The sequence below is a fragment of the Nocardia africana NBRC 100379 genome, assembly GCF_001612635.1.
Lineage (GTDB): Bacteria > Actinomycetota > Actinomycetes > Mycobacteriales > Mycobacteriaceae > Nocardia > Nocardia africana.
In genome coordinates, this window is the sequence record NZ_BDAV01000018.1 from 26997 (window position 1) to 49608 (window position 22612).

Consider the following 22612-nt stretch of genomic DNA (forward strand, 5'->3'; position numbering starts at 1 on the left):
TGCCTACCCCCGCATGGTTACCTATGCAAACCACACAGCCCCGGCGACCCGCCGGTCGGATGTGCTCGGTGGGCTCGGGCCGATATCGGATGCTGATCCGGTGGCGATCGTGCTGGCGTTGATATCGATGTGTTCGACGCTGGCAGGCGGGTTGGTGGCCGCGCGCATCGGGGAGCGCAAGCGGCTGATCCTCGGCCTGGCCGCCGGAATCATGCTCGGTGTGGTCGCCTTCGACCTGATTCCCGATGCCCTGGGCGAATCCGATCGGGTCGTCTCGGGTGTGCCCGGTGTACTCGTGGCGGCCGTGATCGGCTTCTTCACCATTCACATCATCGAACGCGAGATGGCGATCCACGTCGGGCACGAACAGGACTTCGGCCGCCACACCCACGACTTCCCCTCGGTCGGACTGGTCGCCACCGGCGGATTGATCTTCCACAGCATGCTCGACGGTTTGAGCATCGGCGTCGGGTTCCAGACCGGAACGGCGCTGGGCATCTCGGTCGCGATCGCGGTGATCTCGCACGACTTCGCCGACGGATTCAACGCCTTCACCATTCCCACGCTGTACGGCAATGCGCGGCGGCGGGCGCTGACCCTGCTGGGCTTGGACGCGCTGGCACCGGTGGCGGGCGCGATCATCGGCACGGTGATCCGGGTGCCGCCCGACGTCGCGGGCCTGTATCTGGGATATTTCGCCGGATTCCTGCTGTATCTGGCGACGAGTGACATTCTGCCGGAAGCACATTCGGGCCGGCCGTCGCGCACCGTGCTGTTCTGCACGATCGCGGGCGCCGCGCTGATGTTCGCGGTGGCGGCATTGCAGGACTGATACCGGGCGCCGCGCCGATTTGATACACATAAAAGCACAAACTCCGCCAGCCCACCCCGGGCATGCAGAATCGGGAGCGGCGATGGACGAGCAGCATTCGGGCCGGCAATCGCGTCCGGCTCGCGGCGGGTGGCCGTCGACGGTCGCCTTCGTGCTCGTCATGGCCCTGGTCGGCGCGGCGTTCCTGGGTTACCGCGGGGATCTGCCGCGCTGGGCGGTGCCCGCGGGCCACTCCACCTCGGCGCTGTTCGGTCCGCCCGTGCCGCCGATGGATCCCACGGCGGTGGCCTCGGCGGTGGAACCCGAACTGGTGAACATCAACGTGTCGATCCGGCCCAGCGGGATGGGCGCGGCCGGATCGGGCATCGTGCTCAGTCCCGACGGCGAGATCCTGACCAGCCACCACGTGGTCAAGGGCGCGGAGACCATCACGGTCGGCGATCTCGGCAACGGCGGGCACTATCCGGCGACGGTGCTCGGCTACGACTCCGACGCCGATATCGCCCTGCTGTCGCTGAGCGGGGCGGCGGCGCTGTCGGTGGCGCGCATCGGCAGCTCCGCCGGGGTCCGGGTCGGCGATCAGGCGCTGGCGATCGGCAATGCGGGCGGAACCGGTTCCCCGACCGCGACACCGGGCACGGTCACCGCGCTGGATGCCTCGATCGTGGCGCGCGATACCGCCGATCTGTCGCGCAAGGCGTTGATCGGCATGATCGAGGTCGCCGCGCCGGTGGTCTCCGGGCAGTCCGGTGGCGCACTGGTCGACCGGTCCGGCGCGGTGATCGGTGTGGTGACCGCCGCCTCGGGAGAACTGTCCCGGCAGCAGGGTCAGGCCAGCGGATACGCGGTGCCGATCGATCGGGCGTTGAGTGTGGTGCGCCAGATCCGCACCGGCATTCCGACCGATACGGTCCACGTCGGCCCGACCGCGACCCTCGGCGTCCTGACCTCCGATGCCAAACCCACCGGCGCCCGGGTGGACGTGGCGATCTACGGGCTGCCGGCCTTCACGGCCGGACTGAATTCCGGCGAGGTGATCGTCGCGGTCGACGACGCCCCGGTCACCTCGGCGCAGACGCTCAAGGCAGCGCTGAACGTGCGCCGGCCGGACGAGGTGATCCGGCTGGATCTGGTCGAGCCGGACGGCGCGCACCGCACGCTCGCGGTGGCGCTGGCCGCCGGCCCGCCCAACTGATCAGAACAGCGAGAGCCAGTAGTCCTGGAAGCGCAGGAAAACCAGCAGCAGCACGATCGCGTAGTAGACCACCACGATCGTCCACCGCCACTGCGCGACGATGCCCATGATCCCGCGGGCCCCGCCCCACAGCTGATCGGTGACCACGGCCAGGCAGATCGGCGTGAACGTCCACACCACCATGCAGTACGGGCACAGCGCGCCGATGCGGTAGAGGCTCTGGAAGATCAGCCAGAAGACGAAGCCCATCCCGGCGATCAGGCCGATCCACAGTCCGCCCCAGAACCAGCGCGGCAGGGCGACACCGGCCACGGCGAGCACCGCGATGGTGACCGCCACCGAGAATCCCGTCACACCGATGATCGGATTCGGGAATCCGAACACCGACGCCTGATGGGTCGCCATCACCGAACCGCAGGACAGGATCGGATTGATGCTGCACGACGGCCGGTAGGACGGATCCTTCAGGAGTTTGAAGTCTTCGATCGTCAACGTCACCGCGGCCAGCCAGCCCAGCAGGGTGCCGAGCAGGAGTAGCCACGCTGGACGGGGCGGGACGGTGATCACTTGGCCGCGGCCTCGATCACCGGGCGCAGGCCGTCCGGCTGCATCAGCTGCTGCGAGCTGGTGATCTGCTTACCGTTCACGTACACCGTCGGCGTGGACTTGATGCCGCTGTTGAGTACGTCCTTGGTGGTCTTCTGCACGTACTTGTCGTACTTGTCCGACGTGATGCACTCGGCCACGGCCGGGTCGGTGTATCCGGCGGCCTGGGCGATCTGCACCAGCTTCTCGTCGGGCAGGCCGGTGCCGCCCTCCGGCGGCTGCTGGTCGTACATGGTGCTCAGCCACGGCAGGAATTTGGTGGGGTCGGAGCCGGCGACGCAGTAGGCGGCGTTGGCCGCGCGCGAGGAGTAGCGGGTGCCGCCCGACGACTGGTCCAGGAAGGCGATGATGTTGTAGCGCACGCTGGCCGTGCCGGCGTTCACCGCATCCTCGATGGCCTTGGCGTTGGCGCTTTCGAACATCTTGCAGGCCGGGCACTGCAGGTCGGCGACGACGCGGATGTCGACCTTGGCGCCGGGCTTGCCGATCTTGATCTCGCCCTGGTCGGTGATCGAGCCGGTGACCGCGTCGGGCGAGGCCGGCTGCGCGGTGACCGAGGGCACCGGCCCGGTGTCGTTCTTGTGGGACTGTTTGACGGCGATGCTGATGCCGATGGCCGCAATGAGCGCGATCAGCACGGCCGCGACACCCACCTGGATCAGGATCGTGCGCGTGCGATCTCCGCCTCGCATCGCCGTCAGCGAGTTCTTCCCACGCGGATTCTTGCTCACCTCGGAGTTCACCACGCCTTCCTGTGTTACGTGTCTGTGTGCGACATCGGTGTTGTGCGGCCGGCCGCCGCCTGCGATCGTACGGGCCGTCCGTCGCGCCGTCGTGCGGTGCCGCATCGTCCGCGGCCGCTCGCACCGGGCACACTCGGCACCACATGATTCCGGGTCAACCTGAGAGATCCCCGAGATTCGGGCCGAAATACGCGCGGTGGTGACCGGTGTCTCCGTGCGAAGCGGGCACCGTGCCGATCAGCTCGCGGCGAGCCGCGCCTTCTCGGTCTCGATGTCGAATTGCGGCGCGGGCCAGCTCAACTTCAGACCACCCAGTGCGTCGATGAGCAGTTCGGTGACGGCCAGCCGGGCGAACCACTTCCGGTCGGCCGGAACGACGTACCACGGTGCGTGGTCGGTATCGGTGCGATCCAGCACGTCCTGATAGGCCTGCCGATATTCCGGCCAGAGGGCGCGGTCGTCGATATCGCTCGGGTCGTACTTCCAGTATTTGTCGGAGCGTTCCAGCCGCTCGCCGAGCCGGCGCTTCTGTTCCTTCAGCGAGACGAACATCGCGACCTTGACGATCGTCGTGCCCGCGTCGGCGATCTCCCGTTCGAACTCGTTGATCTCGTCGTAGCGCGGCTCCCACACCGCGCGCGACACCAAATTCTGCACCCGCACCACGAGGACGTCCTCGTAATGCGAGCGGTCGAAGACGCCGATCTGACCGCCCACCGGCAGCCGGTTGCGGATTCGCCACAGATAGTGGTGGCGGCGTTCCTCCTCGGTGGGAACCCCGAAGGCGGCATGCCGCACCCCCTGCGGGTCGACCATGCCGATCACGTGCCGCACCACGCCGCCCTTCCCCGCGGTGTCCATGCCCTGCAGGATCAGCAGCAGGTTGCGATGGTCACCCGATCGGCCGTTCGCGAACAGCATCTCCTGCAGCTCCGACAGCACCTTGCCGCGTTCGGGCAGCAATTGCTCGCCGAGTTTCTTGTCGCCGGTGAATCCGGGCGTCGCGGAAGGGTCGTAGGAATCGAGCCGGACTCCGGCGGCTCGCAACGCGGTGGTGGCCGGTTCGGTCCACGGAGAATTCGCCATAACCGTCGAGTATGGTCGGCGGCCCCGACAGCCGGGAGGCGATCGTGCCGTGAGTCAGCCGATTCCGGCGAGTCTCGTCAGCTCTGCGGCGAATTCGGCGTCGTCGACCGGGGTCAGCACCAGTTCGGCGGCGGTGGTGAGCAGATAACGGCCGTCGCCGCTGATGTCGAGCCACGTGCGATGCCGCGTCGGCGGCGACATGGGATTGTCGGGTGCGACGGTGACGGTGATGAATCCGCGCGCGTCGACCGGCGCGCGCAGTGTGCGGCGGAAGCGGGCGGCGCCCGGATCCTGTGGTGTGCGGATATCGCCGCCGGGCCGGATGTCGGTCCCGGTGTCGAGCACCGCGTGCTGCGGTTCGCGCATCGGCCCGCATCGGCCCGCCGGCGCCGAGCCGATCGCGGCCACCAGTCGTTCGCCCAGCCCGCGCGCGTGGCAGACGGCGACCGTGACGGCGTCGGGCCGCGCGATCAGCAACGCCGCGTGCCGGTGGACGACGGCGGCGAAGGCGAGGATCAGTTCCGGCTCGTCCGGCGGCGTGGAACGCCGGCCGGAGACGGTGATCGTGGTGGCGTCCGGCCGGGTGCACAGCAGCAGCGCGGCGGTGAGATCGGGATCGGTGTTGCGCGCGTAGCGGGTGCGCAAACCCAGTGCGGCATATTCGGATTCGGTGCGCACGGTGGATTCCGGGATCATGTTCACCGGATAGGGGCGGCGGTCGAGATCGGTTTCGGTGGCCCAGACGTGGGCGAACTCGTCCGGCGTCAGCACCCACTTCACTACGGGTGACCCCCACCCGAATCCGGCCGGGGTGCGGGAAGGAAGCGCGGCACCCGATCGCCGGAGGCGGCCAGGGTGCTGTTGTAGCGGAAGGTCATGATGTCGCGGGCGTCGGCCAGGGCCGCGGCGGCGGCGACGTCGTGGGTCATCCGGCGGGCGCCGCCGTGCACCACCTCGGCCACCGGGTCGGGCAGCGGCACGTAGTTCCGCGGCGCGGGCAGCGCGTCCCGAATGGATTGCGCCGCTTCGGCATCGGCCTCCAGCAGCTGCCGCAGCCGGGTGCAGGCCTCGGCCGCGGCGGCGCCTCGTTCGACGAACGCCGCCGTCGCGGGTTCGGCCGCCGCGCGGGCTCGCCCGGACCAGCGGTCGAATTCGGCGTGCGTGGCCTCGGCGAAGGTCCGGAACGCCGCGGCGACGGCGTCGGCCTGCTGTTGCCAGGCCGCGGCCGCCTCACCGAGCGCGGCCGGATCCAGCGCCTCGTGCACCAGCTCCCACAGTTGCCGGTGGCTGTAGGAGCCGTATACCTCCCGATCCGCGACGAAGGGCGGGTCGACATGGGATGCGTCGGTCACCTCAGACTCCGGGCTCGGGCCGGATCAGCGCGAGCGCCGCGCGGTTGGCGGCCTCCGCCTCGTCGAAGTGTTTCCCAGCGGCCAGATAGGCGGCCTTGAACAGCAGTGCCGTCTGCTGGAACGAGAGGACGGTGTCGAGGAATTCGCCGCCCTTGCGGGAGAATCCGCGCGCCAGGGCCCGGCCGGAAGGAAGATCGCCGAAGCCGCGCACCGCGGTCGGTACGGCGCCGCCGCAGTGGGCGGCGTGGAGATCCTCGACGAGCCGGTCGCAGGCCGCCGCGAGATTGCGGGCGGTGTCCTCGGCGATCTCGAAGACCTCCGCTCCGGAACCTGTTGCCGCGGCGTACAACTCACGTGCCAGATGCTGACCGGTCTCCGGAATCGGCACCGCGTTGATCCCCTTCCGCCCGAGCGCTTCCCCTCGGCGAGCTTACCGGAGCAGCGGGCGCCCGGCGCATTGTGAATGCGCACATCGAGGAGGGCGAAAACTGTGTAAGTCACTGTGGCGCTACCCGTTTCGAAGTGCCGCCGGTGTCAGGCGGCCTGGGCCGCCCGGGCGCTGACGTACTGCAGCAGGCCGTGCACTTCCTGCTCGATATCCACCAGCCCGTATTCGGCGAACAGCTTCGGGAAGGTGTCGAGCTCGAATACGCGCAGCCCGCCCGCACCGCCGACCGCGGTCGACACCCGGCCCGCCCACCCCTGCGGGCGATGACTGGTGCTGATCGCGATGCGGCCGCCGGGCGCGAGCACCCGGATCATCTCGGCGGCGGCGGTCAGCGGATCCGGGATCAGATACAGCGCACCGAAACAGCAGACCGCGTCGAAGCTGTTGTCGGGGAAGGGAAGCCGGCGTGCGTCACCGCGGACGTAGCCTGCTCGCGGGCCGGAGTTGTCGGCGACGGCCTGTCGCAGCATCGGCACCGAGAAATCGATGCCCACCGCGTATCCGGTGCCGATATGTTCGCTCAGATAGTGGGTGAAATTGCCCGGCCCGCAAGCGATGTCGAGCACCCGGTCGCCCGCGCCGAGGCGCAACGTCCGCACCGCGTCACGACGATCGGCGTGCATGGTCCGCCCGGTGGCCAGCAGAAAACTGGTCGGCCGCCACGCCCGCTCGTAGAGCAGGGCGAAGACCGGATTGTTCATGGTGCGGCGTGCGAGATTCACCGAGTCATCCTCGCGTCGAGGTCGGGCACTGTCGAGATCCGACGCCGAGCACGAGCACGGCCGGTCCCTGATAATCCGCTTCGGGTTGCCGCATGATCGCCTTTCCGAGCTGCGCTTCGGTGTCCCGCGGCACTATAGCCGTGACAATGAGTAATAGGTAATATCGAGTGTGCCACCACTCACATCGGTGGGCAAATGCGCCGAGGGTGAGCACAACGCGGGCCGCGGCGAGCGGCAGGACGGTGAAGCCGATGGCACAGCACACCGACAATCTCGCGGAGGACTATGGCGACGGGCGCGAGCGCGTGGCCCAGCGGCTGCTTCGCTCGTCGGCGGAACACTTCTACGACGCCGATATCGATATCGATTGGGAGCAGCCGTGGCAGCCGGAACTTCCCGATCGGTCCGGTCGTCTACGCCGGCACCCTGCTGATCGAGGAGATCCTCGATCGCGGCCAGCGAGAAGCCATGGCCGACAGCACGGTTCAGCCGCACGTGCGGCAGTTGATGCGGATTCACGTGCTGGAGGAGGCGCGCCACATCGGCTTCGCCCGCGACGCGCTGGCGCGCGGAATGGCCCGGCGTTCGCGGTGGCAGCGGTTGCCGCATCAACTGCTGCTGGCCTACTTCGCGCTGGTGCTGTATCCGATGCTGATCAATCCGCAGGTCTATCGCGCGGTGGGCATCGATCCCCGGCGCGGATTCGCGGCCGCCTTCACCGGCCCGCAGTACCGGCGGACCATGAGCTTTCTGTCCGAGCCGATGCTGCGCTACTTCGACGAGGTCGGCATGCTCGACGGCGCGGCGGTGCACACGCTGTGGCGGCTGACCCGTTCACTGCCCGAAGATCTGTGAACGAGCCAGTGCCGCACGAGCCGGCGCCGCAGGCGTTTTCGTCCTTCAGGCCCGCTCGACCTCGATGGTCATCCCGGCTCGCCGCAGGCGATCGGTGAGGGGATCGCCCATGGCGGCGGCGGGCGTGAGAATGCCCGCCAGTTCCGGTAGTTCGTCGAAAGCCAGGCACAGTCCGGCCTCGCCCAGCATCACCGAGGTGGCCTGATAGCCCGGGTCGCCCTGTCCGGCGAAGGTGCAGACGTACCGTGCGCCGGAGGTGGTGTCGGCGAAGGTCTTCATGGTGAACCAGCCACTGCGGCGGGCCTGCTCGCCGGGACCGGTGCCCGGCTTCGGCAGGATCCGGTCCAGGAGCCGCCGCCCCACCGACACGCGGGAGAGCAGGGCGCCGGCGGTCATGCCGGCGACGATGCCGCCCGAGATTCCGGCGGCGACCAGCGGTGCCGCCGGTGAGCTTCCGGCGCTCATCACCTCGCGATACCGGAAATTCTTGCCGTATACCCAGCCCAGCAGGCCGTTGCTGCGCCGCACCACCTTGGTGTTGTGCGCGGCCATCACGAAGGTGGCGACCCAGCCGTCGAGGCTGGGGTCGATGGCCGAGGCGCGCGAGAGAGCCTGATCGGACTGGCGGCCCACATCGGGTTCCATCGACTTGTCGGGGCTCAGCGAATACGGGTGTGAGAGCACCGAACCCTTGGACGGATCGGTGGCGATGGCCTCCATCATCGCCCGCCCGGAGTCGATGGTGCCGCCGCTGGCGCCGCCCTTGAGCCAGGCCACCAGGGTGGTGTCGGTGAGCTCTCCGGTGTTGTCCTCGACCGAGCGCCGGTAGAGCCGGTACACGCTCAGATCGGACGGAATCGAGTCGTAGCCACAGGAATTCACGATCTTCGCGCCGGTTTCGGCGGCCCGCTCGCCGAACCGATCGATACATTCGCGGATGAACAGCGGCTCGCCGGTGAGATCCGCGTAGTGGGTGCCGGCATTCGCGCACGCCTGGGCCAGTGGCAGGCCGTACCGCAGATACGGGCCCACGGTGGTGACCACCACCTTGGTTCGGGCCGCCAGCGCGTCCAGCGCCGCCTGGTCGGAGGAATCGGCGACCAGCAGCGGCCAGATCGCCGCCGCGCCGCCGAGTTCGTCGCGCACGGCGGTGAGTTTCTCCGGCGAGCGGCCCGCGAGGGCGATGCGCGCATCCGCCGGTGCGGCCTCGGCCAGATACTGCGCGGTCAGCCGGCCGACGAACCCCGTCGCGCCGAACAGTACGAGGTCGAATTCCCTGTCGGTCATGCCCATCCCATTCTCGTGGTGGCCGAAGCGTGAGTGATCGAATTACTTTGTGCTGGTGCGTTTTCCGCCGGCGGCCTTGCGGGGCGCCGCGCGCTTCGCCGGTTTGCGCGGCAGGCCGCGCTGGGCCAGCCAGGCGTGGTGCTGCTTACCGAGTTCGGTCACCGGGGCATCGCCGTAGAGCCACTCGCGGGCGATCCGATGCCAGTTCGCGGTCGCTTCCAATTGGCCGAGTACCCCGAAGGTCAGGAAATCCGCGCGCCGTGAGAACAGATGTTCCGGCGGCAGATTCTGCTGCTTCATCCCGGCGTATTCACTCGCGCGCGGGTCGACCGCCAGGACGAAGGCGCCGCTGGCCAATTCGGGGGTGATGGTCAGATCCTGGTCGATCAGCGCCCACTCACACGCGGCGAGCACATACTCGAGGCAGTCCTCGGGGGTGATCTCCTCCGGCGAATCGATGATGCCGTGGTCGATCATCAACTGGCGCAGGTCTTCCGCACGTTCCTCGGCCGCCGCGCGAATGCAGGTGGCCTCGAATCGGACGTGCTCGGGATCCATCCGGTTGAACAGCCCGAAATCCAGGAACGCGACCCGCCCGTCCTCGCCGAGCAGCAGATTGCCCGGATGGGGGTCACCACAGAATTCGTTGAAGGTGAACAGCGAACCCACGTAGAAGCGGTAGATGATCTCGCCGACCCGGTCGCGTTCGGTCTCCGGCAACCGGCGGATCTCCTCGAACCCGCGACCGGGAAAATACTCGCTGACCAGCACGTGCGTGCTCGACAGCTCGGGCATCGTGGCCGGGACCACGATGAACGGATGGTCGGCGAACAGTTCCGCGACCTCGCGCTGGGTATGCGCCTCGGCCACGTAGTCCAGTTCGCTCTCGAGATTCAGCCGCAGTTCGTCCAGGACCGCCGGCGTCACCCACGGCATCGCCGACTGCAGGACGCGGCGGAACATCGCGAGATTCTTCAGATCGGCGCGCACGGCGGTATCGATGCCCGGATACTGCACCTTCACCGCGACCTCGCGCCCGTCGTGCAGCCGCGCCCGGTAGACCTGGCCGATGGAGGCGGCCGCGATCGGTTCGGTGTCGAACTCGGCGAACAACTCCTCGAGGGTGCGGCCGAAATCCTTCTCGATGACACCGCGCATGGTGTCGAAGGAGACCTTCGGCGCGCTGTCGCGCAGGACGGCCAGCCGGCGCTGGAATCGTTCCCGATGCTCCGGCGGCACCAGATCCAGATCCAGCACCGAGAGCATCTGGCCGAGCTTCATGGCGACGCCCTTCATGGTGCCCAGCACCATGACCATCTGCTCGGTGGCCCGGATCATCGATTCCTCGGCCATCCGCTCGCGCACCGCCTCGGAGCGTCCGCGCATGGAACGGCGGGTCTTCTGCGCCCGCAAGACGTTGCCGGCGACGGCCACACCCAGTTTCGTCCCCCGCGCCAGCCGCGACGTCGGCAGCTCTTTCGCCATTGATGACCTCCGTTGATGCCCCGCCTGGCCGGTCTTAGCGTAGCCAAGCACGAGCCGTCGGCCCAGAGACGGCGAGCACGGATTCCTTCGCGGGCGAATCAGCCCAGGTCGGCCTCGGGAAGTTGGTGGGGCACGGCGTTGAACTTCTCCGGCGAACCACCCGCGCGGACCATGCCCTCGATGGCGCTCCACACCATCATCGCCAGGTGGTCGAGCATGCGATCGGCCGACATCGAGCGGTTGCTGATCCACCAGTCGGTGGCCAGTTGCACACCGCCGACGATCACGTACGAATACAGCAGCACACCCTCGGTGTCGACGCCGCGGTCGAAGGCCTTGGTCTGCACCACCACCGAGACCACGTCCGCGAAGAGCTTCTCGAAGTCGGCGAGGCTGGACTTGTCGGTGGTCGAGCCGTTGCCCATGATGAACCGGTAGACGTCGATATCGGCCTCGACGGTGTGCACATAGGCGGCCAGCGTGTTGCGGACGAGCTGATATTCGTCGGCGTCATCGCTGATCGCCTCGTAGATCCGCGGCATCAGCGTGGTCTCGATGAACCGCTCCATGGTGGCGCGGGTCAGATCGGACTTGTCCGAGAAGTAGCGGTAGAGGACGGTTTTGGATACGCCGATCTCCGCGGCGATCTCGTCCATCCCGACATCGCCGCCGCGTTTGCGGATAGCGGCGAGGGTGCCGTCGACGAGTTCTTCCCTGCGGTCGATCTTGTGCTGATGCCAGCGTCGCTTGCGACCGTCCACCCGGCCGGGGCGCACCGCAGGGGTGTCGACGGCAGCGCTCGCGGCACGATGTGTGGTCATGCTCGAGGGGACTCCTGGATCCGGGGATATGGGCACCACCAGCTTAAGTCCTCCGCCGAGGTGATGTTCGGCGGTTCGCCGAGTGGGCCGGCTCTCGGCCCTTGGCCGTTGACCGGAGGCGGGGACGGGCGCGGGGTGAGCGGGCGCACGTCGGCCGTGCCGATATTCCGGCCAGAATGGGGATATGGAGCAATCTGCCGGCAGCGCCCCCGTCCTGGCGGAAGCGAACGCGTACCCCGAGACCCGGGCGGGAGTGGGAAATGCCACACGGCCCCCGGCCCGGGGCAAGCCCGAACCACCGTCGTCGTTCGCCGACCTGATGGACGAATCCGGGAAGAAACGCGATCTGCGCAAGATGAAGATGGTCGCGACCGGATTCCTGGCGGCGGCCACGGTCGTCTATCTGGTCTGTTGCTGGCTCGGCTCGCGCGATATCGGCGGCAGCTGGGTCGGTTACGTGCGCGCGGCCTCGGAGGCCGGCATGGTCGGCGCGCTGGCCGACTGGTTCGCGGTGACCGCGCTGTTCCGGCATCCGCTGGGCCTGCCGATTCCGCACACCGCGATCATCCGCAAGAAGAAAGATCAACTCGGCACCAGCCTGGGCGATTTCGTGCGCACCAATTTCCTCTCGCCCGACACCGTGGCGACGAAGGTGAATTCGGCGCAGATCTCGCTGCGCCTGGGGACGTGGATGGCCGATTCCGGGCACGCCGCGCGGGTGTCGGAGGAGTCGTCGACGATTCTGCGGGCGGTGATCGGCGCGTTGCGCGACTCCGATGTCGAGCAGGTCATCGACCAGACCATCGTCAAACGCATCGCCGAACCGCAGTGGGGGCCGCCGATCGGGCGGGTGCTCGCCGAACTGCTGGCCGAGAACCGGCAGGAGCCGCTGCTGGATCTGCTGGCCGAGCGCGCCCACCAGTGGGCACTGGCGAGTCAGGAGACCCTGGACCGGATCGTCATGCGCGATGCCCCGTCCTGGGCACCGAAATTCGCCAACATCCTGCTTTCGGAGAAGATCTACCGGGAATTGGTGGAATTCACCTGGAAGATTCGTTCGCAACCCGATCACGAGGTGCGTTTGGCGGCGAACCGATTTCTCGAGGATTTCGCTCGCGATCTGCAGTACGACGAGGCGATGATCGCCAAGGCCGAGCGGGTGAAGGCCGAGATCATGGGGCGGGAGGAAATAACCGGAATGGCGCGGGCGACCTGGCGCGCCGCCAAACGGATGATCCTGGAATCGGCCGACGATCCGGGCAGCACCTTGCGCCGCAAGATCTCGGAGAATGTGCAGCAGTTGGGACAGCGTCTGGTCGACGAACCCGAACTGACAAAACAAGTGGACGCTTGGGTTGAGCGCGGTGTGAGATATCTCGTCGCCAACTACGGTTCCGAGATCGCGGCCCTGATCAGCGACACGGTTGCCCGCTGGGATGCCGATGAGGCGAGTCGCAAGATCGAATTGCAGGCGGGGCGCGATCTGCAATTCATCCGGATCAACGGAACGGTGGTCGGATCACTCGCCGGCCTGGCGATTTACGCCGTATCGCATTTACTCTTCCCGGGCTTCTGACAGTCGCTGCCCGAAGTTTGCCGAAATAGTGCTAGCAAGGGTGCTTGCAAGAGTTAGCACCCTCATTTAGAATCGACCGTACAACCGCCGGAAGGTGAGCAGTGTGATGGCACAGGAACCAAAGGTTTCTGATCGGAACACGGGGGAAACCGCAGAGACGTCTGCGGTTCCCGGAGACCGGGTGGGTCGCGTAGCCAACGCGGCGCACGACATCGGAGGCTTCATCCGGGCGCAGCGGGAGGCCGCTCAGGTCTCGTTGCGTCAGCTCGCACAGCTGGCGGGGGTGAGCAATCCGTACCTGAGTCAGATCGAGCGCGGATTGCGCAACCCGTCCGCCGAGGTACTCACGCAGATCGCCAAGGGTCTGCGCGTGTCTTCGGAGGTCTTGTACGTCCGGGCCGGCTATCTCGAACAGAGGGAGCACAGTCCGGTCCGGGACGCACTGCTGGCCGATACCGACATCACGGAGCGGCAGAAGCAGGTGCTCCTGGACATCTACGAGTCGTTCCGCCGGGAAAACGGCGGGCACGACAACGGAGGGAACGTCTCGGAATCCGTTCAGGGGGAATCCGAGGGGGGCGTTCCAGGGGGGAGCAGGGGCGGTGTGCCCGAGGGCCCGATAGGCGGTGCACCCGAAAGCCCCGGAGACTCCGGTCTCGGGAACAAAGAGGTTCCGCACCATGCCACCGATGGCAGTACTACCGAAATCTCGCCACGCCAGGAGAACTGACAACCATGACCCAGCCCAACGTCACTGTGACCAAGCCGATCTACGCGACCGTCGGAGCCGGTGACGCGCTCTACGCGGCGGTCAACGACATCGTCGACCGCGTCCGCGACCGCGCCGCCACCGTCGATGTGAACTCCCGCGTCGAGGAGGCTCGCGAGCGCCTGTCGAATCTGCCGGCCGATGTGCAGGACCAGATCGAGACGCTGCGCGGCCGCCTGACCGGACTGCCCTCCGAACTGCCGGAAGACCTCGCCGAACTGCGCGAGAAGTTCACCCCGGAGGAGCTGCGCAAGCTGGTCGACCAGTACTACCGCCAGCTGGTGGATCTGTACTCGGACCTGGCCGTGCGCGGTGAGGAGACCGTCGATCGGCTGCGTTCCAACCCCGGCTTCGACGAGCGTTTCGACAAGGTCGAGAACATCTACACCGATGTCGTCACCCGGGCCGAGGACGTTCTGACCAAGGTGTCCGACCAGGCCCGTGGGTTTCTGGGCAAAGCGGCCGAGCAGGCCGACGAGGCCGCCGCGGTCGTCGACGCCGAGGTCGTCGCGGTGACCACCGAGGCTGCCGCCGAGGATCCCGCCCCGGCCAAGAAGGCCCCGGCGAAGAAGGCTCCCGCCAAGAAGGCGCCGGCCAAGACCACCACCACCGCCGCGAAGAAGACCACTCCGGCCAAGAAGTAATTCGGCCGCAGCAAAGACCGGCCGAGGGGTAATCCGGAACCGTCACGCGGATCCGGGTCGTACCGGATCCCGCAACGCCCGCATGCGCACTGCCGCATGCGGGCGTTGCTCCTATCATGGGTGCTGTGTACCAGCTGACGAGTGCAATCCTGTGGCTGCTCTGGCTCGCCGCGATGGCCGCGACCATCTTCGCGCTGGTGCATGCGATCCGGCAGCGCGCCGACGCGTTCACCGCCGTGGACAAGCTCACCAAACCCATCTGGGTCTCGATTCTCGCGGTCGCCCTCGGTTTCCTGCTGCTCGCCCGTACGCCGGTCGGGCTGCTGGGGATCGCCGCGGTGATCGCGACGGGGATCTATCTGGCCGATGTGCGGCCGAAGGTCGACGAAATTCAGCGCGGTCCGCGCTGGTGAACCGGTCCAACCCGCGCTTGCACTAGCAAGCACCCACTCCTTCGGGTTACTGTATCGATCAGTAACACACAAAGGAGTGTTCTCATGCAGGCAATGTTGCCCAGCACGGTGGCGGGGATCGTGGATCGTCTCCGCGGGCTGCCCGCTGCTCACCGCGCCGCACTGCGCACCCGGTCCTACGACCTGCCCGCACTGAATTCCCCGGCGGTGCCGTGTGAGGTGACCACGGTGACCGCGTCCGACGGCGCCCGGCTGCGCGTGCACAGCTACGGCCCCGCCGACGGTGAGGCGATCGTGCTGGCGCACGGCTGGACCTGCTGCATCGAATACTGGAATCCCCAGATCAACGCCTTCGCCGGCGAATACCGTGTGATCGCCTACGACCAGCGCGGCCACGGTGAGAGCGAATCGGGGACCGCGCCGCTGTCCACCGACCTGCTGGCCGACGATCTCGCGGCCGTCCTGGATGCGACGCTGCGTCCCGGTCAGCGTGCGGTCCTGGTGGGGCACAGCCTCGGCGGAATGACCATTCAGGCCTGGGCCGGCCGGTATCCGCGGCAGGTCGCCGAGCGGGCCGACGCGGTGGTGCTGGCCAATACCGCCTCCGGTGACCTGATCGCCGAGACCACCGTGGTGCCGCGCTTCAACCGCGGTCCGCTCGCGCTGCCGTTCCCGGTCGGCCGTCTCGGACTCGGCCTGCCGGTGGTGTTCCCGCCGATCGGGCCGGTGAAGTGGATCTTCCGCCGCCAGATCATGACTCTGGCCTCGACCGGCGAGCTGGTCGACTTCGCCCTGGCGATCGTGCGTTCGTGCCCGGCGCTGGTGCGTTCGCGCTTCGGTTTCCTGCTGGCCGAACTGGCCCTGCAGAGTTGCACCCGCTGCGTGACCGTGCCGACCACGGTGATCTCCGGGTCCGCGGACGATATGACGCCGCCGGTGCACTCGCAGCGCCTGGCCGAGGAACTGCGCTCGGTCGGCGCGTTCCGCAAGCTCGTCGAACTGCCGACCGGCCACCTCGGCAACGTCGAGGCATACGAGGCGTTCAACGATGAACTTTCCCAGGTACTGGCCGAGACGTATGCCTCGCCGCACTGCCGTGAAGCGACCGCTTAGTCGGCCTGGCAATCGTATGGCGAACTCGGCGTAGCGCTTCCGTGGCACCGGACGATAGAAGCGGTAGTGGGACGTTGCGCCGGCGGATGTGAATGCCGTTGGGCGGAGTGGGTATTCGGTCGATGTGGGGGTGTGGGCAGCGCTGAAGTGCGGCTTCGCCGGACAAAAGTGCGAAAACGGAAATTCTTCGCTGCTTGCACTAGCAAGCATCGTAGCTAGCGCGGTAACGTGCGGTAGGACACAAAGGAGTGCTCATGCTGGTGAACCTGCCCGCGGACGTTGCCGACCTCCGGACCGGCATCGGCGCGCTGACCGGCGGATATCGCGCGAGAATGCGTTCGCGTACCTACCGCACGGCCGAGTTGAACTGCGCGCCCGGCGCCGAGGTCCTCTCGGTCACGACCACCGACGGCGCCCGGCTGCGGGTCCACGCCTACGGCCCGGCCGACGGCGATGTGATCGTCTTCGTGCACGGCTGGTCCTGCTGCCTCGAATACTGGAACCCGCAGATCAACGCCTTCGCCCGCGACCACCGCGTGATCGCGTTCGACCAGCGCGGTCACGGCGCCAGCACCCTGGGAACGGGCCGGTTCGACGCCGAACAGCTGGCCGACGATCTGTGCGCCGTCCTGGATGCGGTGGTGCCGGCGGGACGGAAGGCCGTCCTGGTGGGACACAGCATGGGCGGCATCACGATTCAGGCCTGGGCCAAATTCCATCCGGAGCAGGTGGCGCAGCGCGCGAGCGCGGCCCTGCTGCTGACCACGACCGCGGGCGATATCGCCGCCGAAACGCGGGTTCTGCCGATCTTCAACGACATCGTCCCGGCCCCCGACTGGCTGGGACGTGCCCTGTTCGGCCAGCCCGTGCCGTTCCCGGCCGGCGCTCCGGTGCGCGGAATCTTCAAGGCGCGCATCATGAATCGGTACGCCACGCCCGACCAGGTGGACTTCGGGCTCTCGATCGTGCGCTCCTGCCGGCCGCTGGTGCGGGCGAAATACGCCCTGGCGCTGATCGAACTCGAAATCCACGGCGCCGCAGCGGATCTGTGCATCCCGACCAGTGTGGTGGCCGGGGCCTACGACAATCTGCTGCCGGAGAGCATGTCGCGCAAGATCGCCGACGAGCTCGCCGCGGCGGGCAATCTGGATCGCTATTCGGTCTTCGCCACCGGACATCTGGCGAATATCGAGGCGAGCGCGGAGTTCAACGCCGAACTGCGCCGATTGATCGAGGTCACTCGCTTCGGCCGCCGCGCGGTGGCGGGCTGAGCGCCCGCGACCGCCCGCCGGGGCTGGACGTACTCGCGGCGCGGGTGCATCCTGGTGACCCACGTTCGGATCGGGGAGTCGCCACAAGACCTGTCGTCGTGGAGCCGCTCAGCCGGCTCCGCGCGGCGAGGACGGCAACACGACGCTGAATCGTGTTGTCCGCCAAGGCCGGTCAAGGGCGCCCGGTCTTGGCCCGCCGCGCTACGAGCAGCCCCTCCTACGAAAAGACCACGGTGCGCCGCCCGTGCACCAGCACCCGCCCCTCCAGGTGCCAGCGCAGTCCGCGCGCGAGCACCACGCGTTCGATGTCGCGGCCCTGCCGGACCATGTCGCGCACGGTGTCGGCATGATCGATGCGGCTGACGTCCTGTTCGATGATCGGCCCCGCATCCAGGTCGGCGGTGACGTAATGGCAGGTGGCGCCGATCAGCTTCACGCCGCGAGCGAAGGCCTGGTGATACGGCCGCGCCCCCACGAAGGAGGGCAGGAAGCTGTGGTGGATGTTCAGTGCGCGTCCGGCCCAGTGCTCGCACAATTCGGCCGGCAGCACCTGCATGAACCGCGCCAGCACCACCGCGTGCGGATCGTGGGCGTCGGTGAGTTCGCGCACCCGCTCGAAGGCGGGACCGCGTTCGGCCGGATCGGCGGGGAAGGGCACGTGGTGGAACGGAATTCCGTGCGCTCGGGTCATCTCGCCCAGATCCGGATGGTTGCCGATCACCGCTTCGATGGTGGCGGGCAACTCGCCACTGGCGGCCCGGCCGAGCAGGTCGTGCAGGCAGTGCCCGTCGCGGCTGACGAGCAGGACGGCGCGGCGCCGGCGCCCGGAATCCAGCAGTTGCCAGTCGGTCTGCGGGCCCAGTTCGGCGGCCACCGCGGTGAATCGCTCGCGCAACTCCTCGATGTCGAACGGCACGGTCGCCGCCGCGATCGCCTGGCGGGTGAAGAACCAGCCGGTATCGGGGTCGGAGTGATAACCGGCTTCCACGATCGACCCGCCGAACTCGGCGATGAACGAGGTGATGCGGGCGATGATGCCCGGTCGGTCGGGACAGCCCAGGCTCAGGACGAAACGCCGATCATCGGCTGACACGGTGCCACTCATGGGCACGATCCTCGCAGGTCGCACCCGGTTCGATCACGCCGCCCGGGCAGCGAGCCGCAAAGCCGGTCCGGGATAAGCGAATTCGCGGGCCGCGTACCCGAAGGCGCTCGCCGGCCGGGAACGCTCGCGCGCTGTGCCAGACTTGGTCCTCATGTCCGACACCGTTCCCACCGCCTACACCCGCGCCCAGGTCGCCGCGATGATCGATCACACGCTGCTGGCTCCCGAGGCGACCGCCGCCGACGTCGCGAACACCATCGCCGAGGCTCGTGAACTGGGCGTGTACGCGGTGTGCCTGTCCCCGTCGATGTTGCCGGTGACCGCGCCCGGGCTGGTCGTCGCCACGGTCGCGGGCTTTCCCTCCGGTAAACACCACTCCCTGGTGAAGGGCACCGAGGCGCGATTCGCGGTAGAACAGGGCGCGGCCGAGGTCGATATGGTGATCGACGTCGGCGCGGCCGTCGCGGGGGATTACAACGCGGTTCTCGCCGATATCGTGACCGTGCGCGAGGCGGTCGAGGACCGGGCGGTGCTCAAGGTGATCATGGAGTCCGCGGCGCTCTCCGATGCCGCGATCGTCGAGGTATGCCGTGCCGCCGAACGCGCCGGCGCCGATTTCGTGAAAACCTCCACCGGATTCCACCCGGCGGGCGGGGCCGACGTGCGCGCCGTGCGGCTGATGCACGAGACCGTCGGCGGGCGGCTCGGCATCAAGGCCAGCGGCGGAATTCGCACCGCCGCCGCGGCGGCCGAACTGATCGCCGCCGGTGCGACCCGGCTGGGGTTGTCCCGCTCGGCGGACGTTCTCGCGGGTTTCCCGGAGTAGCGCCCGCGATCAGCAGCGGATCTCCGCCCCGTTCCCGCCCTGCAGGGTGGTCGGGCCGCCGCGCAGCGACACCGAGATGCCGTTGTCGGTGACCTTCACGCTGGTCGGCTGCATACCCAGCGGGTAGTTCTGCAGGCTCTGCGTCATCGACTGGACGATGCTGTCGACCAGATCGGTGGGCAACCCCAGCCCGAGCAGCGACGCCGACTGCGTGCTGACCTCGATCTTGCCGTTCACGATGTGCGGCTGCACCTTCAGATCGGCGATCCCGCCGAGCACCTTGACGTCCAGAGTGCCCCCGGCCGGATCCGATTCCACGCCGGAGACGAGCCCGGTCAGGGTCTGGGCGATGCCCGCGTTGCTCCAGGTGGCGTCGGCGGAGCTGCTACCGACCTTCGCGCCGCCGCGCCCGCCGTCGAGCAGGGTGATGTCGTTGAGCTTGGCGTGCACCTTCATGTCCACGGCCGGCCCGAACTTCGCATCGTCGCTGTCGACGGTGATGTATTGGACCTTGTGGTCGACGGCGGTCAGCAGGAGTGGCTTCGGCCCGAATCCCACATCGACCTTCGATCCCAGCTCCTTTTCGACCTGGGAGGCCATGCACTGCTGATTCTTGTGGCGCAGATAGGTTTCGGCCCCCGCCGCGGTGCCGACCAGCGCGAGCAGCACGACGAGTCCGATGATCAGTGCGATCCGCCGCCCGTTGCGGCGTGTGGGTTCACCCGCCGGTGCGGGAGCGGGTACCGCGGTGTCCGGAGTGGTCATGGCAACCGATTCTTCCCGAGCTTTCTGAGCCCGCTCTGTGGAGCCTGTGAGGCTTGTCATGCAGTGCCGACGCGATTGTGACATGACGCACACCGGTCCGGCGTAACCTGATCCCATGTCCGAGCACGGGTGGTGGGTGCTGCGTCAGCTTGCCGATCGGCACGCCGGATACTTCACCACGCGGATCGTGTTGCGTGCCGGATGCGAGCAGCACATCCGCGGCGCCCTCGCCGACGGTTCGGTGATCCGCGTCGGCCTCGGCATCCTGCGCATGGCCGATTGGCCGGACGGCCCGCTCGACGAATACGCCATGTGGGCGGCCTGGTTCGACGGCGGCGCCGCCGTCTCCCATCACAGCGCCGCCGAACTGCACGGTCTGGGCCGGCTGCGCCCGCGCTTCCTGCACCTGTCCGCGAGTGCGGGCCGCCCGCCCGCAGCCCCCCGGCTGGTCGTCCTGCGCCGCGAGCTGCATCGCGATGATGTGGAATCGGCCGGTGCGTTCCTGGTGACCACCCCCGTGCGGACCGTCCTCGATCTCGCCGAAACCGGGATCGGTCAGGGTGCGCTGGACGAGGTGGTCGCCGACGCGGTCGCCATCCATCGCTGTATCCCGCACGAAATCGCTTCGGCGAGTGCGGGTTTGCCGCCGCATACGGCCGCGCGAGTGCGCCGGGCCCTCGCCGCGGCCTGAACCCGGCCATCTCGCGCCGCGGATTCAGTCGGGCCGTACGCACTCCCACGGCACCGACAGCACGCAATCGCGCATCCGCCGCCGGTAGTTCCGCACCGGAAAACCTTGCTCCCGCAACAGTTCCGCCGCCACCCGCCAGCGCACGCGCGGACCGTACACCGCCATCGGCGCGGCATGCGCCCACGCCCGGTCGGCCGCGGTGAGCAGCGTGTGCACGCGTTCACCGCGAATATTGCGGTGGATCAACGCCTTCGGCAGCCGTTCGGCGATATCGGAGGGTTTGCCGACGGTGAACGGATCCCAGGCCAGCGTCAGCGAGAGCGGGCCCTCGCGGTCGAGCAGAATCCACGCGCAGCGGCGGCCCAGTTCGTCGCAGGTCCCCTCGAGCAGCAGTCCCTCGGGCGCCAATCCGCCGAGAATCGTCGCCCACGCCCGCGCGACCTCGCTCTCGTCGTATTGCCGCAGCACGTTGAACGCCCGCACCAGCACCGGCCGCAATCCCGCGAGTTCGAATCCGCCCCGGGCGAAGTGCACGCCGTCGCGATCGGGAACGACGCGTTCGGGATCGATCTCCAAGCCGACGACGCGCACGTCGGCGCGGACCCGGCGTAACCGGGCCGCCAATTCCAGTGTGGTCACCGGACTCGCCCCGTAGCCCAGATCGACCACCAGCGGATCCGCGGCCGATCGCAGCCGGTGGACCACCAGCGGGTCGTGGCTCAGCCAGCGGTCGCTGCGGCGCAGCCGATTGATCCCGGTGGTTCCGCGAGTGATGGCGCCCACCGGCTTGGACGTGCCCGGGACCGCGCGGCCGGCAGGGGCGGCGGTCCGCGAGTGCGCGGCCGAGTCGAGGTGTCCGGCGTTCCCCGTGCGGGGCCGGCCCGGCGGTCTCATGACGGTGACGCAGGCGTGCGGTGGAACCACGGAACTCAGGCTGTCGGGCGCTGCTCTTCCAGCCACTGCTGGGTGAATTCCGCTTCGGCGCGGAACAGGTCGACGAGGTTGACCAGCATCATCTGCTCGAGTTTGGGCCCCAGCATCGGAATGAAGACCTTCGCCACGGGTGAGGTGCGCAGGGTGCAGCCGGTCTCGGTGGGAAACAACCGCACGGTGCCGGTCAGCGTCCCCGGACCGGCCGGAACCGAGGCGCTGAACTCACCGTCGACCTCGGGACCGAACGGCCCGTAGCTCTCCTTGCGGGTGATCACCAGGTCCTTGCGCATCACGGTCTGCGCGATCTCGGGCAGCATGTCGCGCGGCAGGATGTGGCGCACCTCGACCTCGATACCGTCGCCGTCGGCCTGCAGGTGGACCACTTCGTTCGGCGAGTGCTTGCGCATCTCCTCCATCCGCGCATCCCAGTAGGCACGGTTGGACAGCGCCGCGTACACCTCTTCGGTGGTGTGCAGCGGATAGCGAGCGGAATAGTCCAGTCGGCGGGCCATGGGGGACCAGGGTACTGGTCCCCGAAGAGCGCTCCGATCAGTGGCCGGTGATCCAGGTGTTGGTGAAGCCGGTCTCCGAGGCCAGCAGTTCCAGCAGTTTCTCGGCCACCACGGCCTCGATCTTCTTGCCGAACAACGGGATCGTCACCTCGACCGAGCCGTCGACCACGGCCTGGGAGGCGTTGCCGGAACCGGTCAGGGTGACCGTGCCGCGCACCTTCGCGGGCGCGCCCTCGACATGCGCTTCGAACACGCCGGACAGGCCCTCGTAGGTCTCGGTGCGCGGAATGATCAGATCACCCGGACGGACCGAGGTGATCGCGGCGGGCAGTTCGGAGGCAGGAATGGTCTGCACCATCTCCACGCGCAGTCGGTCCCCCTCGGCCGAGAAGGCGTCCAGCCGCGCACCGGGGCCGCCGACCTCCGCGATGCGGTCCTTCCAGTACTGCTCGTCGGCGAGCGCAGCACGCACCGCCGCGGCGGGGTGCGCGTAGTGAGCTGTGTACGCCAGGGGTGTCGCCATGGTGTGACACGCTACCGTCTTTCGATGTGCAGACATCTC

The 22612-nt window shown here is 68.1% G+C and carries 26 protein-coding genes; 11 read left to right on the top strand and 15 right to left on the bottom strand.

The features are described from left to right. The first annotated feature begins 100 nt into the window (after positions 1-100). Positions 101-832, top strand: a complete 732-nt coding sequence (locus NA3_RS29420; protein ID WP_062967171.1) for a ZIP family metal transporter — start codon at positions 101-103, stop codon at positions 830-832. An 82-nt stretch (positions 833-914) separates the two neighbouring features. Further along, positions 915-2027 carry a S1C family serine protease gene (locus tag NA3_RS29425; protein ID WP_062967175.1) on the top strand — a complete coding sequence of 371 codons (1113 nt, stop codon included), beginning with the start codon at positions 915-917 and terminating at the stop codon, positions 2025-2027. On the opposite strand, the gene NA3_RS29430 is transcribed toward NA3_RS29425, so the two are convergent. From NA3_RS29430 to NA3_RS29460, 7 genes are all read right to left on the bottom strand, one after another. Next, on the bottom strand, positions 2028-2594 hold the full coding sequence (locus NA3_RS29430; protein ID WP_062967177.1) for a vitamin K epoxide reductase family protein: 567 nt from the start codon (positions 2592-2594) through the stop codon (positions 2028-2030). It lies immediately after the preceding gene. Continuing rightward, on the bottom strand, positions 2591-3376 hold the full coding sequence (locus NA3_RS29435; RefSeq protein ID WP_227995583.1) for a DsbA family protein: 786 nt from the start codon (positions 3374-3376) through the stop codon (positions 2591-2593). Before NA3_RS29435 ends, NA3_RS29430 begins: the two co-directional genes overlap by 4 nt. A gap of 237 nt (positions 3377-3613) precedes the next feature. Next, on the bottom strand, positions 3614-4462 hold the full coding sequence (locus NA3_RS29440; RefSeq protein ID WP_062967179.1) for a PPK2 family polyphosphate kinase: 849 nt from the start codon (positions 4460-4462) through the stop codon (positions 3614-3616). Positions 4463-4516: 54 nt separating this feature from the next. Next, complete coding sequence (locus tag NA3_RS29445; protein WP_062967181.1) at positions 4517-5242, bottom strand: ESX secretion-associated protein EspG; 726 nt, start codon at positions 5240-5242, stop codon at positions 4517-4519. Next, positions 5242-5814: a hypothetical protein gene (locus tag NA3_RS29450; RefSeq protein WP_062967183.1), complete on the bottom strand. Its 573-nt coding sequence runs from the start codon at positions 5812-5814 to the stop codon at positions 5242-5244. Before NA3_RS29450 ends, NA3_RS29445 begins: the two co-directional genes overlap by 1 nt. A 1-nt stretch (position 5815) precedes the next feature. Beyond that, the gene (locus NA3_RS29455; protein WP_062967185.1) at positions 5816-6202 is read right to left on the bottom strand and encodes a hypothetical protein; all 387 of its coding nucleotides are present in this window, start codon (positions 6200-6202) and stop codon (positions 5816-5818) included. A gap of 146 nt (positions 6203-6348) precedes the next feature. After that, positions 6349-6984, bottom strand: a complete 636-nt coding sequence (locus tag NA3_RS29460) for a class I SAM-dependent methyltransferase (RefSeq protein WP_062967187.1) — start codon at positions 6982-6984, stop codon at positions 6349-6351. 285 nt (positions 6985-7269) lie between these two features. On the opposite strand from NA3_RS29460, the gene NA3_RS29465 reads away from it, so the two are divergent. Continuing rightward, on the top strand, positions 7270-7839 hold the full coding sequence (locus tag NA3_RS29465; protein WP_062967189.1) for a diiron oxygenase: 570 nt from the start codon (positions 7270-7272) through the stop codon (positions 7837-7839). A 45-nt stretch (positions 7840-7884) separates the two neighbouring features. On the opposite strand, the gene NA3_RS29470 is transcribed toward NA3_RS29465, so the two are convergent. The 3 genes from NA3_RS29470 to NA3_RS29480 all read right to left on the bottom strand — a co-directional run bounded on the left by NA3_RS29470 (position 7885) and on the right by NA3_RS29480 (position 11432). Further along, positions 7885-9132: a saccharopine dehydrogenase family protein gene (locus NA3_RS29470; RefSeq protein WP_062967191.1), complete on the bottom strand. Its 1248-nt coding sequence runs from the start codon at positions 9130-9132 to the stop codon at positions 7885-7887. A 36-nt stretch (positions 9133-9168) separates the two neighbouring features. After that, positions 9169-10611, bottom strand: coding sequence for an ABC1 kinase family protein (locus NA3_RS29475; protein ID WP_062967193.1), 1443 nt, complete (start codon positions 10609-10611; stop codon positions 9169-9171). A 98-nt stretch (positions 10612-10709) separates the two neighbouring features. Beyond that, a complete protein-coding gene (locus NA3_RS29480; protein ID WP_062967195.1) occupies positions 10710-11432 on the bottom strand; it encodes a TetR/AcrR family transcriptional regulator in 723 nt (240 codons plus the stop codon). A 319-nt stretch (positions 11433-11751) separates the two neighbouring features. Here NA3_RS29480 and NA3_RS29485 point away from each other — a divergent pair, with 319 nt between their 5' ends. From NA3_RS29485 to NA3_RS29510, 6 genes are all read left to right on the top strand, one after another. Beyond that, on the top strand, positions 11752-13008 hold the full coding sequence (locus NA3_RS29485) for a DUF445 domain-containing protein (RefSeq protein ID WP_128145604.1): 1257 nt from the start codon (positions 11752-11754) through the stop codon (positions 13006-13008). Between the two features lie 106 nt (positions 13009-13114). After that, positions 13115-13738: a helix-turn-helix domain-containing protein gene (locus NA3_RS38870; protein ID WP_227995582.1), complete on the top strand. Its 624-nt coding sequence runs from the start codon at positions 13115-13117 to the stop codon at positions 13736-13738. Positions 13739-13743: 5 nt separating this feature from the next. Next, complete coding sequence (locus tag NA3_RS29495) at positions 13744-14421, top strand: hypothetical protein (RefSeq protein WP_062967197.1); 678 nt, start codon at positions 13744-13746, stop codon at positions 14419-14421. 116 nt (positions 14422-14537) lie between these two features. Continuing rightward, positions 14538-14834: a DUF2516 family protein gene (locus tag NA3_RS29500; RefSeq protein WP_030516156.1), complete on the top strand. Its 297-nt coding sequence runs from the start codon at positions 14538-14540 to the stop codon at positions 14832-14834. Between the two features lie 84 nt (positions 14835-14918). Beyond that, complete coding sequence (locus tag NA3_RS29505; protein WP_062967199.1) at positions 14919-15947, top strand: alpha/beta fold hydrolase; 1029 nt, start codon at positions 14919-14921, stop codon at positions 15945-15947. A gap of 254 nt (positions 15948-16201) precedes the next feature. Continuing rightward, complete coding sequence (locus NA3_RS29510) at positions 16202-17218, top strand: alpha/beta fold hydrolase (protein WP_062967299.1); 1017 nt, start codon at positions 16202-16204, stop codon at positions 17216-17218. Positions 17219-17435: 217 nt separating this feature from the next. Here NA3_RS29510 and purU read toward each other — a convergent pair whose 3' ends face one another. After that, positions 17436-18323 (bottom strand): formyltetrahydrofolate deformylase, encoded by an 888-nt coding sequence (purU, locus tag NA3_RS29515; RefSeq protein ID WP_062967201.1) that lies wholly within the window; start codon positions 18321-18323, stop codon positions 17436-17438. Positions 18324-18474: 151 nt separating this feature from the next. Here purU and deoC point away from each other — a divergent pair, with 151 nt between their 5' ends. Continuing rightward, positions 18475-19149, top strand: coding sequence for a deoxyribose-phosphate aldolase (deoC, locus tag NA3_RS29520; protein ID WP_062967203.1), 675 nt, complete (start codon positions 18475-18477; stop codon positions 19147-19149). A 9-nt stretch (positions 19150-19158) separates the two neighbouring features. Here the strand turns inward: deoC and NA3_RS29525 are convergent, their stop codons facing one another. After that, positions 19159-19914 carry an LmeA family phospholipid-binding protein gene (locus NA3_RS29525; RefSeq protein WP_063917814.1) on the bottom strand — a complete coding sequence of 252 codons (756 nt, stop codon included), beginning with the start codon at positions 19912-19914 and terminating at the stop codon, positions 19159-19161. 115 nt (positions 19915-20029) lie between these two features. On the opposite strand from NA3_RS29525, the gene NA3_RS29530 reads away from it, so the two are divergent. After that, positions 20030-20605, top strand: coding sequence for a hypothetical protein (locus NA3_RS29530; RefSeq protein ID WP_062967205.1), 576 nt, complete (start codon positions 20030-20032; stop codon positions 20603-20605). A 24-nt stretch (positions 20606-20629) separates the two neighbouring features. On the opposite strand, the gene NA3_RS29535 is transcribed toward NA3_RS29530, so the two are convergent. The 3 genes from NA3_RS29535 to NA3_RS29545 are packed head-to-tail and all read right to left on the bottom strand — an operon-like array spanning position 20630 to position 22573. Next, on the bottom strand, positions 20630-21499 hold the full coding sequence (locus NA3_RS29535) for a class I SAM-dependent methyltransferase (RefSeq protein ID WP_372464302.1): 870 nt from the start codon (positions 21497-21499) through the stop codon (positions 20630-20632). Positions 21500-21534: 35 nt separating this feature from the next. Then, positions 21535-22050 (bottom strand): DUF2505 domain-containing protein, encoded by a 516-nt coding sequence (locus tag NA3_RS29540; RefSeq protein ID WP_062967207.1) that lies wholly within the window; start codon positions 22048-22050, stop codon positions 21535-21537. A gap of 37 nt (positions 22051-22087) precedes the next feature. Next, positions 22088-22573, bottom strand: a complete 486-nt coding sequence (locus tag NA3_RS29545; protein WP_062967209.1) for a DUF2505 domain-containing protein — start codon at positions 22571-22573, stop codon at positions 22088-22090. Positions 22574-22612: the final 39 nt, after the last annotated feature.

What these genes read in the sequence shown, in the direction of transcription:
- NA3_RS29475 (WP_062967193.1), bottom strand. Translation starts at nt 10,611, where the DNA reads ATGGCGAAAGAGCTGCCGACGTCGCGGCTGGCGCGGGGGACGAAACTG.
- NA3_RS29505 (WP_062967199.1), top strand. Translation starts at nt 14,919, where the DNA reads ATGCAGGCAATGTTGCCCAGCACGGTGGCGGGGATCGTGGATCGTCTC.
- NA3_RS29440 (WP_062967179.1), bottom strand. Translation starts at nt 4,462, where the DNA reads ATGGCGAATTCTCCGTGGACCGAACCGGCCACCACCGCGTTGCGAGCC.
- NA3_RS29525 (WP_063917814.1), bottom strand. Translation starts at nt 19,914, where the DNA reads ATGACCACTCCGGACACCGCGGTACCCGCTCCCGCACCGGCGGGTGAA.
- NA3_RS29535 (WP_372464302.1), bottom strand. Translation starts at nt 21,499, where the DNA reads ATGAGACCGCCGGGCCGGCCCCGCACGGGGAACGCCGGACACCTCGAC.
- NA3_RS29545 (WP_062967209.1), bottom strand. Translation starts at nt 22,573, where the DNA reads ATGGCGACACCCCTGGCGTACACAGCTCACTACGCGCACCCCGCCGCG.
- NA3_RS29425 (WP_062967175.1), top strand. Translation starts at nt 915, where the DNA reads ATGGACGAGCAGCATTCGGGCCGGCAATCGCGTCCGGCTCGCGGCGGG.
- NA3_RS29470 (WP_062967191.1), bottom strand. Translation starts at nt 9,132, where the DNA reads ATGGGCATGACCGACAGGGAATTCGACCTCGTACTGTTCGGCGCGACG.
- NA3_RS29540 (WP_062967207.1), bottom strand. Translation starts at nt 22,050, where the DNA reads ATGGCCCGCCGACTGGACTATTCCGCTCGCTATCCGCTGCACACCACC.
- purU (WP_062967201.1), bottom strand. Translation starts at nt 18,323, where the DNA reads ATGAGTGGCACCGTGTCAGCCGATGATCGGCGTTTCGTCCTGAGCCTG.
- NA3_RS29480 (WP_062967195.1), bottom strand. Translation starts at nt 11,432, where the DNA reads ATGACCACACATCGTGCCGCGAGCGCTGCCGTCGACACCCCTGCGGTG.
- NA3_RS29485 (WP_128145604.1), top strand. Translation starts at nt 11,752, where the DNA reads ATGGACGAATCCGGGAAGAAACGCGATCTGCGCAAGATGAAGATGGTC.
- NA3_RS29530 (WP_062967205.1), top strand. Translation starts at nt 20,030, where the DNA reads ATGTCCGAGCACGGGTGGTGGGTGCTGCGTCAGCTTGCCGATCGGCAC.
- NA3_RS29495 (WP_062967197.1), top strand. Translation starts at nt 13,744, where the DNA reads ATGACCCAGCCCAACGTCACTGTGACCAAGCCGATCTACGCGACCGTC.
- deoC (WP_062967203.1), top strand. Translation starts at nt 18,475, where the DNA reads ATGTCCGACACCGTTCCCACCGCCTACACCCGCGCCCAGGTCGCCGCG.
- NA3_RS29510 (WP_062967299.1), top strand. Translation starts at nt 16,202, where the DNA reads ATGCTGGTGAACCTGCCCGCGGACGTTGCCGACCTCCGGACCGGCATC.
- NA3_RS38870 (WP_227995582.1), top strand. Translation starts at nt 13,115, where the DNA reads ATGGCACAGGAACCAAAGGTTTCTGATCGGAACACGGGGGAAACCGCA.
- NA3_RS29465 (WP_062967189.1), top strand. Translation starts at nt 7,270, where the DNA reads ATGGCGACGGGCGCGAGCGCGTGGCCCAGCGGCTGCTTCGCTCGTCGG.
- NA3_RS29500 (WP_030516156.1), top strand. Translation starts at nt 14,538, where the DNA reads ATGGGTGCTGTGTACCAGCTGACGAGTGCAATCCTGTGGCTGCTCTGG.